Annotated in this window: 12 protein-coding genes; 8 read left to right on the top strand and 4 right to left on the bottom strand. The window is 69.9% G+C overall.

The genetic code is table 11. The annotated features are described in order from the left end of the window. The first annotated feature begins 12 nt into the window (after positions 1 to 12). Both HLH48_RS07470 and HLH48_RS07465 read left to right on the top strand, forming a co-directional pair. Complete coding sequence (locus tag HLH48_RS07470) at positions 13 to 2,418, top strand: penicillin acylase family protein (RefSeq protein ID WP_182996861.1); 2,406 nt, start codon at positions 13 to 15, stop codon at positions 2,416 to 2,418. Between the two features lie 32 nt (positions 2,419 to 2,450). Then, the gene (locus HLH48_RS07465) at positions 2,451 to 4,565 is read left to right on the top strand and encodes a S9 family peptidase (protein ID WP_182996860.1); all 2,115 of its coding nucleotides are present in this window, start codon (positions 2,451 to 2,453) and stop codon (positions 4,563 to 4,565) included. A 37-nt stretch (positions 4,566 to 4,602) separates the two neighbouring features. On the opposite strand, the gene HLH48_RS07460 is transcribed toward HLH48_RS07465, so the two are convergent. Both HLH48_RS07460 and HLH48_RS07455 read right to left on the bottom strand, forming a co-directional pair. Beyond that, on the bottom strand, positions 4,603 to 6,315 hold the full coding sequence (locus HLH48_RS07460) for a stimulus-sensing domain-containing protein (protein ID WP_246387125.1): 1,713 nt from the start codon (positions 6,313 to 6,315) through the stop codon (positions 4,603 to 4,605). A gap of 26 nt (positions 6,316 to 6,341) precedes the next feature. Continuing rightward, positions 6,342 to 7,052 (bottom strand): response regulator transcription factor, encoded by a 711-nt coding sequence (locus tag HLH48_RS07455; protein WP_182996858.1) that lies wholly within the window; start codon positions 7,050 to 7,052, stop codon positions 6,342 to 6,344. A 218-nt stretch (positions 7,053 to 7,270) separates the two neighbouring features. Between HLH48_RS07455 and HLH48_RS07450 the strand changes: the two genes are divergently transcribed. The 6 genes from HLH48_RS07450 to trmB all read left to right on the top strand — a co-directional run bounded on the left by HLH48_RS07450 (position 7,271) and on the right by trmB (position 14,270). Next, positions 7,271 to 7,885, top strand: a complete 615-nt coding sequence (locus tag HLH48_RS07450) for a nucleotide exchange factor GrpE (RefSeq protein ID WP_182996857.1) — start codon at positions 7,271 to 7,273, stop codon at positions 7,883 to 7,885. Between the two features lie 164 nt (positions 7,886 to 8,049). Then, positions 8,050 to 9,963: a molecular chaperone DnaK gene (dnaK, locus tag HLH48_RS07445; RefSeq protein WP_182996856.1), complete on the top strand. Its 1,914-nt coding sequence runs from the start codon at positions 8,050 to 8,052 to the stop codon at positions 9,961 to 9,963. A gap of 148 nt (positions 9,964 to 10,111) precedes the next feature. Continuing rightward, positions 10,112 to 11,236 carry a molecular chaperone DnaJ gene (gene dnaJ / locus HLH48_RS07440; RefSeq protein ID WP_182996910.1) on the top strand — a complete coding sequence of 375 codons (1,125 nt, stop codon included), beginning with the start codon at positions 10,112 to 10,114 and terminating at the stop codon, positions 11,234 to 11,236. 155 nt (positions 11,237 to 11,391) lie between these two features. Beyond that, complete coding sequence (dapB, locus tag HLH48_RS07435; RefSeq protein WP_182996855.1) at positions 11,392 to 12,162, top strand: 4-hydroxy-tetrahydrodipicolinate reductase; 771 nt, start codon at positions 11,392 to 11,394, stop codon at positions 12,160 to 12,162. 166 nt (positions 12,163 to 12,328) lie between these two features. Then, positions 12,329 to 13,516 (top strand): methionine adenosyltransferase, encoded by a 1,188-nt coding sequence (gene metK, locus HLH48_RS07430; RefSeq protein WP_182996854.1) that lies wholly within the window; start codon positions 12,329 to 12,331, stop codon positions 13,514 to 13,516. 19 nt (positions 13,517 to 13,535) lie between these two features. Then, a complete protein-coding gene (trmB, locus tag HLH48_RS07425) occupies positions 13,536 to 14,270 on the top strand; it encodes a tRNA (guanine(46)-N(7))-methyltransferase TrmB (RefSeq protein WP_182996853.1) in 735 nt (244 codons plus the stop codon). An 82-nt stretch (positions 14,271 to 14,352) separates the two neighbouring features. Here trmB and HLH48_RS07420 read toward each other — a convergent pair whose 3' ends face one another. Next, a complete protein-coding gene (locus HLH48_RS07420; protein ID WP_182996852.1) occupies positions 14,353 to 15,300 on the bottom strand; it encodes an SDR family oxidoreductase in 948 nt (315 codons plus the stop codon). Beyond that, complete coding sequence (locus HLH48_RS07415; RefSeq protein WP_182996909.1) at positions 15,297 to 15,878, bottom strand: DedA family protein; 582 nt, start codon at positions 15,876 to 15,878, stop codon at positions 15,297 to 15,299. Before HLH48_RS07415 ends, HLH48_RS07420 begins: the two co-directional genes overlap by 4 nt. Positions 15,879 to 15,934: the final 56 nt, after the last annotated feature.

Genomic DNA, 15,934 nt, shown 5'->3' with positions numbered 1-15,934 from the left:
GAACGAATCCCGATGCATGCGACCCGTCGCGCAGTTCTTCTCGGCGGCGTCGCCGCAACCCTGTCAGGCCCCTGGCGCGACGCCGAAGCCGCTTCGCCGGCCGGCCTCGCCGGGCTCGCCCAGCCGGTGGACATCCTGGAAGATCGCTGGGGAATCGCCCATGTGCGCGCCCGGACCATCCCCGACGCCTTCTTCGCCGACGGTTACATAGTCGCGCGCGACCGGCTGTGGGAACTCGATTTCGGCCACCGCCGGTCGCTGGGGCGGCTGGCCGAACTGTTCGGCGCCGCCTTCGTCCCCTCCGACACCGCCAACCGGCTGGTACTCTTCCGGGGCGACGCGGAAGGCGAACTGGCCGCCTTCCCGCCCCTGGTGCAGGAGTGCGCGCGGGCCTATGTCGCCGGCATCAACGCGCGGATCGCCGAAGTCACCGCCACGCCGTCGCTGCTGCCGGCGGAATTCGCGCTCTTCGCCTGCACCCCGCTGCAATGGGACGTGCTGGACCTGATCCGCATGCGGGCCGAGGTCACGGGCAACACGCGCGCCGAAATCCGGCGCGCCCGGCTGGCGGCACGCGGCGCGCTGGCCCACGACGCGCTGGTGACGCCGCTGGAACCCGCCCATGTGCCCACGGTGCCCGACGGGCTGGATACCGGCGCGGTGACCGAGGCCGACCTGGGGCTGTTCGAGGTGCTGCAAGCCCCCTTGCCGCTGGCGGGGCTCCACGCGGCCGACGACGCGACGCGGCGGCGGAACGAGGGCAGCAATTCCTGGGTCATCGCCCCCGCCCGCACCGCGACCGGCCGGCCGATCCTGGCGAACGACCCGCACCTGGCATTCGGCGTGCCGGGACCGCGCCACGTCATCCATCTGACGGCGCCGGGGCTGGACGTGATCGGCGGCGGCGCGGCGGGCATGCCCGGCATCATGCAGGGCCATAACGCGCGGATCGCCTTCGGCCGCACCAATTTCCACATCGACCAGGAAGATGTGTTCATCCTGCGCACCGATCCCGACGACCCGCTGCGCTACGCCCATCAGGGCGGCTGGAAGCGGATGGAGCAGGTCGAAACGCGGATCGCGGTACGGGGCGAGGCCGACCGGCTGGTCAGCCTGTACTACACCGTGCAGGGGCCGGTCGTGGCGCGAGACTCGGCGCGCCATCGCGCGACGGCGGTGTCGGCCACCTGGCTGGCGCCGGGCGCGAACGGCCTGCTGGCCAATATCGGCATCAACCTGGCACGGGACTGGCCCGGTTTCCGCGAGGCGCTGCGGGTCCATACCAGCCCCACCAATTTCACCTATGCCGATATCGACGGCAATATCGGCTGGCAGGCCGCCGGCGGCCTGCCGCACCGCGCCGACGGCCATGACGGGCTGGTCCCCGCGCCGGGCGACGGACGGTACGACTGGCAGGGGCTGCAACCGCTGGAAGCGCTGCCCAGCCGCTTCAACCCCGCGCGAGGCTGGTTCAGCACCTCCAACGAGATGAACCTGCCGCCCGATTACCCGGCCGAATCCCGGCGCGTCAGCTTCGAATGGCGCGACCGTTTCCGCCACGAACGCATCGAGCAGGTCCTGGACGCCACACCGCGCGCGACGCTGGCCGACAGCGTGGCGCTTCAGCACGACACGCTGTCGATGCTGGCATTGCAGATGGTGCGGCTGCTGCCCGACATCCCGCCCCCCTTGGCCGCCGAGGCCGCGCTGCTGCGGGCCTGGAACGGCCGCGTGACGGCCGACAGCGCGGCGGCGGCGCTGTACGAGGTCTGGTGGACGCGGCTGCAACACGCGCTGCATGCGCGGCTCATTCCCCCATCCCTGCGCGACCTGCTGCCCGGCCCGATCAGCGCCACGGTGCAGCTCTCCCTGTTCCATTCACCCGATTCCCGGTTCGGGCCCGACCCGGCACAGGCCCGCGACAGGATGCTGGCCGAGACGTTCGCCGCCGCGGTGGCGGAACTGCGCGACCGGCTTGGCCCCCTGCCGGCCGCGTGGCGATGGGGCGCGCTGCACACCGTCACGCTGAAACATCCGCTGGCCGCCATCCCCGCCGTGGCGGCGGCCTTTCCCGCCATCGGCGGCCCGGCGGCGGAAAGCGGCGGCGACCCCTATACCGTCATGGCCCGCTGGTACAGCCCCCACGCGGGCGCCGCCAACCCCTATGCCGCCACGGGCGGCGCCAGCTACCTGATGGTCTGCGATGTCGGGGCCTGGGACCGCTCGCTGTTCCTCAATTTCCCCGGCCAGTCGGCGGACCCGCGTTCGCCGCATTACGCCGATTTCCTGCCCGCCTGGCTGCGGGGCGCGATGCAGCCGCTGCCCTTCAGCGCGCGCGCCGTCCAGGCCGCCGCGATCCGGCGCCTGACTCTCCATCCCGCGCAACCGCGATCGCCCGTCGCGCCCGCGCCCCGATAGCGACCCGGACATCCATCCCTGAAAGTAGCCGCATGACCATCCGATCCTCGCTTCTCGGCGCATCGGCGCTGCTTGCCGCAACCATCCTCCCGGCCCACGCCGCCCCGGATAGCCCAGGCAGCAACGTTTCCAGCAGCGAGTCCGGCGACAGGGCCCGCCTGGCCGCCCTGCTTGCCATGCCCTATGCCAGCGGCCTGGCCGGTGCCGCCCGCGCGCCCCGCCTGGCATGGGTGGAACGGCGGGGCGGCGTGCGCAACATCCTGGTCTCCGACGATGGCGCCGCCCCGCGCCGGGTAACGGCCTACACGAAGGATGACGGAACCGACCTGTGGGGCCTCGCCCTCAGCCCCGACGGCGGGATGCTGGCCTTCGTCGAGGGCGGCGACCCGGAATATCCGGACGACACGCCGCCGAATGCCGGCAACGCCCCGGCCGGGAGCCGGCAAATGGTGCGCGTCGTCCTGCCCGACGGACGGATCGTGACGGCGGGAGAAGGGCACGCGCCGGCCTTCTCGCCCGACGGCCGAAAACTGGCCTTCGTCCGTGGCGGCGCGCTGCTGGTCGGCCGCGCCGGCGGCCCCGCCCGGGTGGTGATGACCATGGCGGGCACGATTTCGGCCCTGCACTGGTCGCCCGACGGCACCCGGCTGGCCATCGAGATCGATCGCGGCTCGCACGCCCTCATCGCGCTGTGGCGGGACGGGCCGGGCGACGCGGCGCCGACCTTCCTGCCCGCCGCCATGGCCCACGACCAGCTCCCGGCCTTTTCGCCCGACGGCCGGTCCATCGCCTTCGTGCGTGCGCGCACGCCCCTGCTGGCGGCCGAACGCGGGAAGGGCCGCTTCTGGTCGCTCCAGGCCTACGACATCGAAACCGGCACCGAACGCACGCTCTGGACGGCGCCGGAAGGGGCGGGAAGCCGCTTCTGGGCCCCGGAAGGCATCGGCCTGGCCTGGACCCGCGACGGACGGCTGCTGTTCCCGTGGGAGGGCAGCGGCTGGCTGCGGCTGTGCGCGCTGCCGGTCGCATCCACCCCGGCCGCCCGGCCGACACCGGCCTGCCTGACGCCGGACGGCGCCGAAATCGCCTCCTACCGCCTGTCGGCGGACGGCACGCACCTGCTCTATACGGCCAATGCCGGCGATCCGGACCATTGGCGCGCCTGGTCCCTGCCGCTCGATGGCGGCCCGGCCCGCGCGCTGACGGGCGAGGACGAACAGGTCATGGACCTGGCGCCGGCCGGCCCGGCAATCGCGGTCATGGCCACCGGCATCGCCCAGCCGGCCCATCCGGAGGTGCTCCAGGCGACGGGGCGCCGGGTGCCGGCGGTCCCCACCCCACCGGCCGGCTTCGCCTTCCAGACCCCCGCCATCGTTCATATCCACAGCGCGGACGGCTACGACATCCACGGCCAGTTATTCCTGCCGCCGGCCGGCACACCGGGGCCGCATCCGGCGCTGATCTTCGTCCATGGCGGGCCGAAGCGGCAGATGCTGCCGGCCTTCAACGCCATGGGCTATTATTCCAACGCCTACATCATGAACCAGGCGATGGCGGCCCGCGGCTATGTGGTGCTGTCGGTGAATTACCGCAGCGGCACCGGCTATGGCCTGGCCTTCCGCGACGCCCCCGCGATCGGGCGGGCCGGCGCCAGCGAATATGGCGACGTGCGCGCGGCCGGGCTCTACCTGCGCGCGCGCCCCGACGTCAGCGCCGGCCGGATCGGGATCTGGGGCGGAAGCTGGGGCGGATACCTGACGGCGCTGGCCCTGGCCCGCGACAGCGGGCTGTTCGCGGCCGGCGCCGATTTCCACGGCGTCCACGACCTGACCGACCCCGACCATCCCGGCCTCTCGCCCGACGAGAAGCGGCAGACGCGAGAGTTGGAATGGCGCTCATCCCCCGTCGCCGATATCGCGCACTGGCGCGCCCCGGTGCTGCTGGTCCACGGCGATGACGACCGCACGGTCGCATTCGAGCAATCGACCCTGCTGGCCCGCATGCTGGCGGCGCGCGACGTGCCGTTCGAGGATCACGCCCTCCCCGGCGAGCGCCATGCCTTCCTGCGCACGCAGGACTGGCTGCGCGCGTATCTGTGGACGATGCGCTTCCTCGACACCCGGATGCCGGACGGGCACACGCCCTGAAAAGCCGGATCGCCGCGATCGTTTTCTCGCGGCGGCGTCACCCGCCTCGCGGCAGCGTCACGACGAAGCGCGCCCCCGTCACCTGCCCATCCGGCCCCAGCCGGTTCTCGGCGCGGATCGTGCCCCGCAGCGCCTCGACGATCTGGCGGCTGATCGACAGGCCCAGCCCGGAATGCTGGCCGAAATTCTCGCTGGTCGGCCGTTCGGAATAGAACCGGTCGAAAATGCTGCCCAGCTTCGCCGCCGGAATGCCCGGCCCCTGGTCGGTCACCGCGATCTCGACCATCCCGCCCGGCGCGGCGGCCGCGCTCAGCACGATCTGCCCGTCCGGCGGCGAAAACGAGATCGCATTGCCGATCAGGTTGCGCAGCACCTGCACCAGCCGGTCCTCGACCGCCATCACCGTCAGCGGCCGGTCGGGCTGGGCCGCGCTGCTGACACTCAGGATCGGCTGGCCCGGACCACGGGTCGCCTGATGGATTTCCGCCAGCACCGACAGCATCGGCACCACCGCCACCGGCTCCGCCCGCGCGCGCGACAGTTCGGCATCCACCCGGCTGGCATCCGAAATATCGGTGATCAGCCGGTCCAGCCGGCGCACATCGTCATTGATGATCGACAGCAGCCGGCGCTGGCGGTTCAGGTCCTCGATCCGCAGCAGGGTCTCGATCGCCGAACGGATCGAGGAGAGCGGGTTCTTGATCTCGTGGCTGACATCGGCGGCGAAGCGTTCGATCGCATCCATGCGCGCCCACAGCGCGCGGGCACTGTCCTGCAAGGCACGCGCCACCTCGCCGATCTCGTCCCGCCGGGCCAGCAGGCGCGGCGGCACGCTGTCCGACCGGCCGGAAGCCTCCCTGATGACATGGGCCGAAGCCGCCAGCCGCAGCAACGGCCGCGCGATGGTCAGCGACAGGTACCACGACAGCAGCACGGTAATGGCCAGCGCCATCAGCACCAGCGACAGGATCGACGACCGCACCGCGAACAGCGACCGGTCGACATCGCGCGCCTGGCGCGTCAACTGGATGATGCCGACCGTCTGGCCCTCATGCATCACCGGCTCGGCCACGGTCACGATCAGGTGCCGGTTGGCGGTGCGGCGGATATAGGGCGGCATCTCCGGCGCCGCCTGACCGCCGCCCGCGACCGGCTGGACGGAAGGGTCGGTATCGGGGGTATCCAGCGTGATGATCCGCGTGCCCGACAGCGTCGGCAGCATCGACAGCAGCCGGTCGTAGAACCGTTCGACGAACCCCGCATCGGCGGCGGTATCCACCGCCCGGTCGTCGCCATCGTCACCGGCAACGGGCGAGGGCAGGGGCTGGGCGTCGATCTGCCCGCGCACCCGCCGATGGCGGACCGCCGCCGCCTCGACCCGGCTGTCGGCCACCAGTTGCCCGTCGGGGGCGAACAGCCGCGCATGGGCGCTGGGGCTGGGCTCGGTCAGCCGCAGCAGCAGCGGCCGCGCCTGCACCGGGTCCAGCACCGGGTCGCCGCGCCCCGCCGTCACCGCGTTCTGCCCCAGCGCGCCGGCATAGATCCGCGCCTGCTCGCGCAGCGCCGTGACCTCGGCCTCCAGCAGGCTGTTCTGAAACTGGTTCAGATAGAACAGCGTCAGCGCCAGCAGCATCAGCGGCACGGCATTGACCAGCAGGATGCGCCGCATCAGCGGCGAGACCAGCCGCGTGCGATATTCGTGATAGGCCGACGCGGCGTCGTGGGTCTGGATCTCGGTCCACGACGCCATCGCCCGCCGCGCCCGCGCCAGCAGCATTATTCTTCCTTGTACCGGTAGCCGATGCCGTACAGCGTCTCGATCTGGTTGAAATCGTCGTCCACCTGGCGGAATTTCTTCCGCACGCGCTTGATATGGCTGTCGATGGTCCGGTCATCGACATAGATGTTCTCGCCATAGGCGGCGTCGATCAGCTGGTCGCGCGACTTGACCAGCCCCGGCCGCGCCGCCAGCGCCTTGACCAGCAGGAACTCCGTCACCGTCAACTGGATATCCTTGCCGCGCCACAGGCACTGGTGCCGGTTTTCGTCCAGCGACAGCTCGCCCCGCACCAGGCTGCCGCCGGCGGCAGGCCCGCCGGCCTCGGCCCGGTTGGCCTCGTTGCGGCGCAGCAGGGCGCGGATGCGTTCCAGCAGCAGCCGCTGCGAGAACGGCTTGGTGATGTAATCGTCCGCCCCCAGCCGCAGCCCCATCAACTGGTCCACCTCCTCGTCCTTCGACGACAGGAAGATGACCGGCAGTTGCGAGCGGGCGCGCAGGCGCTGCAACAGCTCCATGCCGTCCATGCGGGGCATCTTGATGTCCAGAACCGCCAGGTCGACCGGCCGGCTCATCAATCCATGCAGCGCGCTCTCGCCATCGGTATAGGTACGGACGTTGAAGCCCTCGGCCTCCAGCGTCATCTGGACCGACTCCAGGATATTCCGGTCGTCGTCGACCAGGGCGATCGTGTGTTTCGTCGGCTCCATCGCGGCGTTCTCGCTCCCTTCCGGCCGAGGGTCGGCCTCGCTGTATTCAGGCCCCTCATGGTCCAGGCGATATCTTAACCCCGGCCATGCGCCGATGTCATGACTGCCGGCTCATGACGATCCATCCATCTTCATCCGGCGCTTGTCCGCCCGGCCATCGCGTGGAAGGTGGCCGTGACGCCTTGTCCAAGCGCCCGGGCTCACCTACTTCAGGAAGCATGAGTCACGATACAGACCCCACCCCCGTCGCCGACTCTCCGAGCGGAGAGACCGGGACGTCCGCGCCGGGCCAGCACCCCGGCACCGATCAGGACCCGATCCGGCCGGAAAGCGGCCAGGCCGAGCCCGCCCATCCCCGCATCCAGGAGCTGGAAGCAGCGCTGGAGGAGATGCGGGAGAAATGGCTGCGCTCGGAAGCGGAGATGCAGAACCTGCGCACTCGCACCAGGCGCGAGGTCGAGGACGCGCGGCAATATGCCACGCAGAAATTCGCCCGCGACGTCGTCGAGGCCGCCGAGAACCTCAAGCGCGCCCTCGACAGCCTCCCCGCGCCCGCCGAGGGGGAGGACGCGCTGATCACCCGCATGCGCGAAGGCATCGAGAGCACCGAGCGGTCGTTCCTGGGCATCCTGGAACGCAACGGCATCGCCGCCACCGATCCGGCCGGGCATCCGTTCGACGCCAACCACCACCAGGCGATGGCCGAGCAGCACAGCGACGAGCACGCGCACGGCACGGTGATCCAGGCCTGGACCCCGGCCTGGACGCTGCATGGCCGCCTGCTCAAGCCGGCGATGGTCGTGGTGTCCAAGGGCGCGCCCCCGGCGGGCTGACATCGGGCCTTGAAACGAATGCCATGGCTCAATACATGTCTGCCATGGCCATGGCGACACGGGCGGATGTGGTGAAACAGTCCGGCGATCCTGCCCCATGGCGGATTTTCTAGGGTCCATTCCGGTGCTTCGGGCCGGGCGGGACCGCTGACAGGAGAGAGAATATGAGCAAGGTTATCGGTATCGACCTCGGCACGACCAATTCGTGCGTCGCGATCCGCGAAGGCGACGAAACCCGCGTCATCGAAAACAGCGAGGGCGCGCGCACCACCCCGTCGATGGTGGCCTTCACCGACAGCGGTGAAATGCTGGTCGGCCAGTCCGCGAAGCGCCAGGCGGTCACCAACCCGTCCAACACGCTCTACGCGGTCAAGCGCCTGATCGGCCGCCGCTATGACGACCCGACCGTCACCAAGGACAAGGCGCTGGTTCCCTACGCCATCGTCCCCGGCGACAATGGCGATGCGTGGGTCGAGGCACAGGGCAAGAAATACGCCCCCTCGCAGATCGCCGCCTTCGTGCTGGGCAAGATGAAGGAAACCGCCGAGTCCTACCTGGGCGAGACGGTGACGCAGGCCGTGATCACGGTTCCGGCCTACTTCAACGACGCCCAGCGCCAGGCGACCAAGGACGCCGGCCGCATCGCGGGCCTGGAAGTCCTGCGCATCATCAACGAGCCGACGGCGGCGGCGCTGGCCTACGGGTTGCAGAAGCGCAACGGCGGCACGATCGCGGTCTATGACCTGGGCGGCGGCACGTTCGACGTCTCGGTGCTGGAAATCTCCGACGGCGTGATCGAGGTCAAGTCGACCAACGGCGACACCTTCCTGGGCGGCGAGGATTTCGACGCGCGGATCATCAGCTACCTGGCCGACGAGTTCAAGCGCGAGCAGGGCATCGACCTGCGCGCCGACAAGCTGGCCCTGCAGCGCCTGAAGGAAGCTGCGGAAAAGGCGAAGATCGAACTCTCCTCCTCCAAGGAGACCGAGATCAACCTGCCCTTCATCACCGCCGACGCCTCGGGCCCGAAGCACCTGGTGCTGAAGCTCAGCCGCGCCAAGCTGGAAAGCCTGGTCGACGACCTGATCCAGCGCACGCTGGAGCCCTGCCGCGCCGCGCTGAAGGACGCGTCGGTCACGGCGGCGGAAATCGAGGAAGTGATCCTGGTCGGCGGCATGACCCGCATGCCCAAGGTCATCGAGGCGGTGAAGCAGTTCTTCGGCAAGGAACCCGCCCGCAACGTGAACCCTGACGAAGTCGTGGCCATCGGCGCGGCGGTGCAGGGCGCGGTGCTGAAGGGCGACGTCAAGGACGTGCTGCTGCTCGACGTCACCCCGCTGTCGCTGGGCATCGAGACGCTGGGCGGCGTGTTCACCCGCCTGATCGACCGCAACACCACGATCCCGACCAAGAAGAGCCAGACCTTCTCGACCGCCGAGGACAATCAGGGCGCTGTGACCATCAAGGTCTACCAGGGCGAGCGCGAGATGGCGGCCGACAACAAGCTGCTGGGCAATTTCGACCTGACCGGCATCGCCCCCGCGCCGCGCGGCATGCCGCAGATCGAGGTGACGTTCGACATCGACGCCAACGGCATCGTGTCGGTGTCGGCCAAGGACAAGGCGACCAACAAGGAACAGCAGATCAAGATCCAGGCCTCGGGCGGCCTGTCCGAAGCCGACATCGACAAGATGGTCAAGGACGCCGAGGCCAACGCCACGGCCGACAAGGCCAAGAAGGAGCTGGTCGAGGCCCGCAACCAGGCCGAAAGCCTGGCGCATCAGGTCGAGAAGTCGCTGTCCGAAGCCGGCGACAAGGTTCCCGCCGCCGACAAGGCCGAGGCCGAGGCCGCGATCGCCACGGTGCGCAAGGCCCTGGAAGGCAGCGACGCGGCGGCGCTGAACAGCGCGTCCGAGACTCTGTCCAAGGCGGCGATGAAGATCGGCGAGGCCGTCTACAAGGCCGAGCAGGCCGGTGCCGCCGGCGCGGCAGCCCCGGGCGCCGAGGCCACCGGTCCGAACGGCGAGAAGATCGTCGACGCCGACTTCGAGGACGTGGACGACAAGAAGCCGGCCTGATCGGCCGGCGTTCATCGCACAGCATGCGCCGGCCCCCGGGCCGGCGCCCCAAGCGAGGCGCCCCCTTCCCCCGAAGGCGGGCGCTTTTTTTCCATGACAGACAGGGCCGCCCGCCCGCCGCGCGGCGGTCCCGCCCACGAGGACCATGATGGCCACGAAGCTGGATTATTACGCCGTACTCGAAATCTCCCGCGATGCGAATAGCGACGAGGTCAAGAAGGCGTATCGCCGGCTGGCCATGCAGTATCACCCGGACCGCAATCCCGGCGACGCGTCGGCCGAGGCCCGGTTCAAGGAAATCAGCGAAGCCTACGACATCCTGAAGGACGACCAGAAGCGCGCCGCCTATGACCGGTTCGGCCATGCGGCGTTCGAGGGCGGCGGCCCCGGCGCCGGCGGCTTCGATTTCGGCGGCGGTCTGGGCGACATTTTCGAACAGATGTTCGGCGACATGATGGGCGGCCGTCGCGGCGGCCGGCGCTCGGGCAGCGACATCCAGGTCCAGGTCTCGATCTCCTTCACCGAGGCCTTCGCGGGCGTCAGGAAGCCCATCACGGTGCCGACGCGCGTGACCTGCGAGTCCTGCGACGGCACCGGCTCGGCCGACCGCGACCAGGGCGCCGAGACCTGCCCCACCTGTCACGGCGCGGGCAAGGTGCGCGCACAGCAGGGTTTCTTCCTGGTCGAGCGCGTGTGCCCCACCTGCCACGGCGCGGGCAAGGTGGTGCGCAACCCCTGCACCGTCTGTCGCGGTGCCGGCACGGTCGAACGCGACCGCACGCTCGAAGTCGCGATCCCGGCCGGGGTCGAGGACGGCACGCGCATCCGCCTGTCGGGCGAGGGCGAGGCCGGCGGCAAGGGCGCGCAGCCGGGCGACCTCTACGTCCATATCGCGGTCGAGCCACACCCGATCTTCCAGCGCGACGGGGCCAACATCTATTGCCGGGTGCCGCTGCGCATGACGCAGGCGGCCCTGGGCACCGAAATCGAGGTCCCGGTCGTCGACGGCTCCCGCGCCAAGGTCAAGGTGCCCGCCGGCACCCAGACCGGCGAGAATTTCCGCCTGCGCGGCAAGGGGTTCTCGGTCCTGCGCTCGTCGGCGCGGGGGGACATGTATATCCAGGTGTCGGTCGAGACCCCGCAGCACCTGACCAGGCGCCAGCGCGAGCTGCTGGACGAGTTCGAAGCCGAGGCCGAGGACCACGCGCGCGCCAATCCGGAAAGCACGGGCTTTTTCAGCAAGGTCCGCGACTTCTTCGAAGGCAAGCTCTGACCGGCGCCGCCGCGGCCGGCAACACGGCCGGTTGAACCCCCTCCGGGATACGGGTAGAAATCCGTCATCCATGGTGATCCCCCCCAACTCGCACCATGGATAACCAGGCGGCGCGATCCCCCGGTCGCGCCGCCACCCCTGTTCCGGACCATGACATGACGACAGACACGATGCGGATCGGCATCGCCGGCATCAACGGGCGCGTCGGGCGCCTGCTGCGCGAAGAGGTGACGGCGGCCGGCGCCATCCTGGCGGGCGGCACCAGCCGCGACCCGCAGGGCGACGGCGCCCTGTTCCCCACCCTCGACGCGCTGGCCCCGTCCTGCGACGTGGTGATCGATTTCACCCACGCCGCCACCATCCGCGCCCACGCCGCCGCCCTGGCGAAAGCCGGCGTGGCCTGGGTGCTGGGCACGACCGGCCTGTCCGAAGCCGACCAGGCCATCGTCGCCGACGCCGCCCGCGCCATCCCCGTGGTCCAGGCCGCGAACTATTCGCCGGGCGTGACCCTGGTCACCCGCCTGGCCCGCCAGATGGCCGAAATTCTGCCCGCATCGGCCTACGATGCCGAAATCCTGGAAATGCACCACCGGCAGAAGGTCGATGCCCCCTCCGGCACCGCGCTGGCCATCGGGCAGGCCGTCGCCGACGGGCGCGGCATCGACCTGTCCAGCCACATGGACTCCGGCCGCACCGGCCATACCGGCCCCCGCCGGGCCGACGCGATCGGCTTCGCCGTCCTGCGCGGCGGGCAGATCGTGGGCGAACATACGCTGACCTTCACCTCGGCCGGCGAACAGATCGCCCTGACCCACCGCGCCTTCGACCGCCGGGTCTTCGCCTCCGGCGCGGTGCGCGCGGCCCTGTGGCTGCGCGGCCGCCCGCCGGGCCTGTACGACATGGAAGACGTTCTGGGACTTCGCTGAATGATTTCCCCGACCGAAACGATCGTCCCGGCAATGCTCACGCGCGATCGTGGTATCCATCAAAAATACTTGACGGTTTGTGGGTTCTCCGCCAAACGGACCCGCCCGGACCCCGCATGCGTGGCGGTGTCGTTCCCAATCCCCGTACGAGACAGACAGGACCATCATGCGTAACAAAGGTGATTTTCTGTTCACATCGGAATCGGTTTCCGAAGGCCATCCCGACAAGGTTGCCGACCGGATCAGCGATACGGTGCTGGACGCCTATCTGGCGGCCGATGGTGAATCCCGTGTTGCGTGCGAGACCCTCGTCACCACAAACCGCGTGGTCCTGGCCGGCGAGGTCCGCGGCCCGGCCTCCGTCACCACCGAGGCCCTGATCGAGGGCGCGCGCGCCGCGATCCGCGATATCGGCTACGACCAGTCCGGCTTCTCGTGGAAGAACGCGACGATCGAATCCTTCCTGCACGCGCAGTCCGCCGACATCGCGGTGGGCGTCGACAGCGCGGGCGACAAGGACGAGGGCGCGGGCGACCAGGGCATCATGTTCGGCTTCGCGACCCGCGAGACCGAGACGCTGATGCCGGCGCCGCTGTTCTATTCCCACGCCATCCTGCACCGCATCCGCGACCTGCGGAAGGCCGGCGACGCCCGCGTCGCCACCCTGCAACCCGACGCCAAGAGCCAGGTCACGCTGCGCTATGTCGACGGCCGACCGGTCGGCGCCACCTCGGTCGTCATCTCGACCCAGCATGACGAAGGCGCCAGCCAGACCGCGATCCGCGAAGCCCTGCGCGAGATCGTGGTGGACGTGCTGCCCGAAGGCTGGATGTGCCCGGATGACGAATTCTACGCCAACCCGACCGGCGTGTTCGTCGTCGGCGGCCCGGACGGCGATTGCGGCCTGACCGGTCGCAAGATCATCGTCGACACCTACGGCGGCGCGGCGCCGCATGGCGGCGGCGCGTTCTCCGGCAAGGACCCGACCAAGGTCGATCGCTCGGCCGCCTATGCCTGCCGCTACCTGGCCAAGAACGTGGTCGCCGCCGGCCTGGCCGATCGCTGCACGTTGCAGATCTCCTACGCCATCGGCGTGTCGCACCCGCTCTCGGTCTATGTCGACCTCGACGGCACCGGCCGCGACGTGGACGAGGAAAAGCTGGGCCGCGTGCTGCGCGAGGTCATGAACCTGACGCCGCGCGGCATCCGCCGCCACCTGCGCCTCAACCGGCCGATCTACACCGAAACCTCGGCCTACGGTCATTTCGGCCGCACGCCCGACGCCGCCCGCGACAATTTCACCTGGGAACAGACCGATCTGGTGGACGCGCTGCGTGGTGCGTTCAACCGCTGATCGCCCGACCGGCGACACCATGACAGGCCCCGAAACGGCAATTCCCGCCGACGCGGCGGGGATTGCCGTCAAGGCCTCGCCGGACCGGCTCTACGGCCGCCAGCGCGGCCACCCCCTTCGGCCGCGCCAGCAGCGCCTGCTCGACGAAACCCTGCCCCGCCTGCGCCTCGACCGGGCCCAGCTGGACGACCCCGCGCGCGCCTTCGGCCGCGCACCGGCCGAAATCTGGCTGGAAGTCGGTTTCGGCGGCGGCGAGCATTCGCTGGCGCAGCACGCGGCCCATCCCAATGTCGGCTACATCGCCAGCGAGGTCTTCGAGAACGGCCTCTGCTCCCTGCTGTCGCGCCTGGTACCCGACGAGCAGGAGGCGACGGCCCCCGTCCCCGACCTGCTGCGCATCTGGGACGAAGACGCGCGCATCCTGCTGCGCGCCCTGCCCGAACGGTCGCTCGACCGGATGTTCCTGATGTTCCCCGACCCCTGGCCCAAGGCGCGGCACGCCAAGCGCCGCTTCGTCCATCCGGCCAATATCGCCCTGGTCGCCCGCGCGCTCAAACCCGGTGCCATCTGGCGCGTCGCCAGCGACGATCCCACCTACCAGGCCTGGGTCGAAGAGGTCATGGGCGCGCAAAGCCTGTTCGACACCGCGCCCCCGGCCACCACCCGCCCCGAAGGCTGGCCGCCGACGCGCTACGAAGCCAAGGCGTTGAAGGCCGGCCGCCAGCCGCTCTACTGGACGTTCGCGCGGCGTTAAGGCCGGGGCGCTGCCCTATTTTCCCGATTGGTTTCCAAAGGCACCGCCTTTGGTGGGGGGTCGGGGGCAAAGCCCCCGAGCCTCAGGACAGCGCCACCCCCGTCAGCCGCTCCGAAACGCTCCACAGCCGTCGCGCCACCGACAGGTTCAGCGCCTGCGGCGGAATACGCGCCTCCGTCACCTGGCCCCGCCGCTCGCCCCGTCCGCCCGGCCCGTAATAGCCGCCGTCCCGTGCCTCGGGTGCGGCGGCGGCGAACAGGATCGGCCGCGCCCCGGCCTCGGCCGACTGGCCCAGGGCGCGAAACCCGACCCGCACCAGACGCCGCATCGCCCGCTCGACGATGCCCTGCGGCGCCGAGGACCGGCTGACGGCGATATCGGTCCGCGCCCAGCCCGGATGCGCGGCGACGGAATGCAGCCGCCAACCGTTGGATTGGGCCACCCGGTTGAGTTCCAGCGCGAAGATCAGGTTGGCCAGCTTGCTCTGCTGGTAGGCGGCGAACGGGCTGTACCGATGCCGCCCCTGAAGGTCGTCGAAGACGATCCGCCCCTGCCATGCCGCCAGACTGGCCACGCTGACCACCCGGCCCCCCTGTGCCGCGCGCTGCAACTGGGGGCGCAAAAGGCCGGTCAGGGCGAAATGCCCGAGGTAATTGGTGCCGAACTGCAATTCGAACCCATCCGCCGTTTCCTGCCTGCGGGGCGAGGCCATCACCCCGGCATTGTTCACCAGGATGTCGAGCGCATCGGTCCGCTCCTTCAGGCCGCGCGCGAACTCGGCGATCGACCGCAGGCTGGCCAGGTCCAGCGGCAGGAACTCCGCCCGCGCCTCCCCCACCCTGGCGCGCAGGGCCTCCACCGCCCGCGCGCCGCGCGCCGCGTCGCGCCCGGTCAGCAGCACGGTCGCCCCGCGCGTGGCCAGGCCCAGCGCGACCTCATAGCCCAGACCGCCGGTCGCCCCGGTCACGACGGCCGTACGGCCCGTCAGGTCCGGCGCCCGATCGATGGTCCATTTTCCGGCAATGTTCATGGCCTGGACTTTCCCTTCTGTTCCAGTTCGGCGGCGCGGGTGGCCTCCTCGGTCAGCCTGACCTCGTTTTTCTTCAGGAAGAGAAAACTGCCGCCGATGACAAGGACCGCGATCCCCCCCAGCGCGATCCCGACCGGCCCGGAGAGCTTGAGCACCTCGTTCCCCAGATAATACGTGACCAGCGCATAACCGCCGGCCCAGCCGATGCCGCCCAGGGCGTTGAAGAAGAGGAACGTATGCCACGGCATGCGGTTCGCCCCGGCCAGCAGGGCGACGAACACGCGCAGGATGGCGATGAAGCGGCCGAAGAACACCACCTTGCCGCCATGGCGGCGGAACAGATAGCGCCCCAGCAACAGGCGCCGCTCGTTCAGCCCCACCTTGGCGCCATGGCGTTCCAGCAGGCGATGGCCGTAGATATTCCCGATCAGATAGCCGAAATTATCGCCCATGATGGCACCGCCGACCGCCGCCACCGTCACCCAGGCGATATCCAGCCGATGCGTCGCGGCGCAGTACAGCGCCGAGGAGATGATGAGCGTTTCGGCCGGCAGGGGCAGCCCCATGCTCTCAAGCATGACGACCACCGCGATCACGCCATAGCCGTAATGCACGAAAAGGGATTCGAAGGAAT

Source organism: Gluconacetobacter sacchari (assembly GCF_014174255.1).
Classification (GTDB): Bacteria; Pseudomonadota; Alphaproteobacteria; order Acetobacterales; family Acetobacteraceae; genus Gluconacetobacter; species Gluconacetobacter sacchari.
The sequence above is the reverse complement of the archived record's forward strand: the minus strand, read 5'-3'. Positions and strand labels throughout refer to the sequence as shown.

Bases quoted from the DNA above. Each gene is read 5' to 3' on its own strand.
- dnaK (WP_182996856.1), top strand. From the start codon at position 8,050: ATGAGCAAGGTTATCGGTATCGACCTCGGCACGACCAATTCGTGCGTC.
- HLH48_RS07420 (WP_182996852.1), bottom strand. From the start codon at position 15,300: ATGAACATTGCCGGAAAATGGACCATCGATCGGGCGCCGGACCTGACG.
- dnaJ (WP_182996910.1), top strand. From the start codon at position 10,112: ATGGCCACGAAGCTGGATTATTACGCCGTACTCGAAATCTCCCGCGAT.
- trmB (WP_182996853.1), top strand. From the start codon at position 13,536: ATGACAGGCCCCGAAACGGCAATTCCCGCCGACGCGGCGGGGATTGCC.
- dapB (WP_182996855.1), top strand. From the start codon at position 11,392: ATGACGACAGACACGATGCGGATCGGCATCGCCGGCATCAACGGGCGC.
- HLH48_RS07460 (WP_246387125.1), bottom strand. From the start codon at position 6,315: ATGGCGTCGTGGACCGAGATCCAGACCCACGACGCCGCGTCGGCCTAT.
- HLH48_RS07465 (WP_182996860.1), top strand. From the start codon at position 2,451: ATGACCATCCGATCCTCGCTTCTCGGCGCATCGGCGCTGCTTGCCGCA.
- HLH48_RS07415 (WP_182996909.1), bottom strand. From the start codon at position 15,878: ATGCTTGAGAGCATGGGGCTGCCCCTGCCGGCCGAAACGCTCATCATC.
- HLH48_RS07470 (WP_182996861.1), top strand. From the start codon at position 13: ATGCATGCGACCCGTCGCGCAGTTCTTCTCGGCGGCGTCGCCGCAACC.
- HLH48_RS07455 (WP_182996858.1), bottom strand. From the start codon at position 7,052: ATGGAGCCGACGAAACACACGATCGCCCTGGTCGACGACGACCGGAAT.
- metK (WP_182996854.1), top strand. From the start codon at position 12,329: ATGCGTAACAAAGGTGATTTTCTGTTCACATCGGAATCGGTTTCCGAA.
- HLH48_RS07450 (WP_182996857.1), top strand. From the start codon at position 7,271: ATGAGTCACGATACAGACCCCACCCCCGTCGCCGACTCTCCGAGCGGA.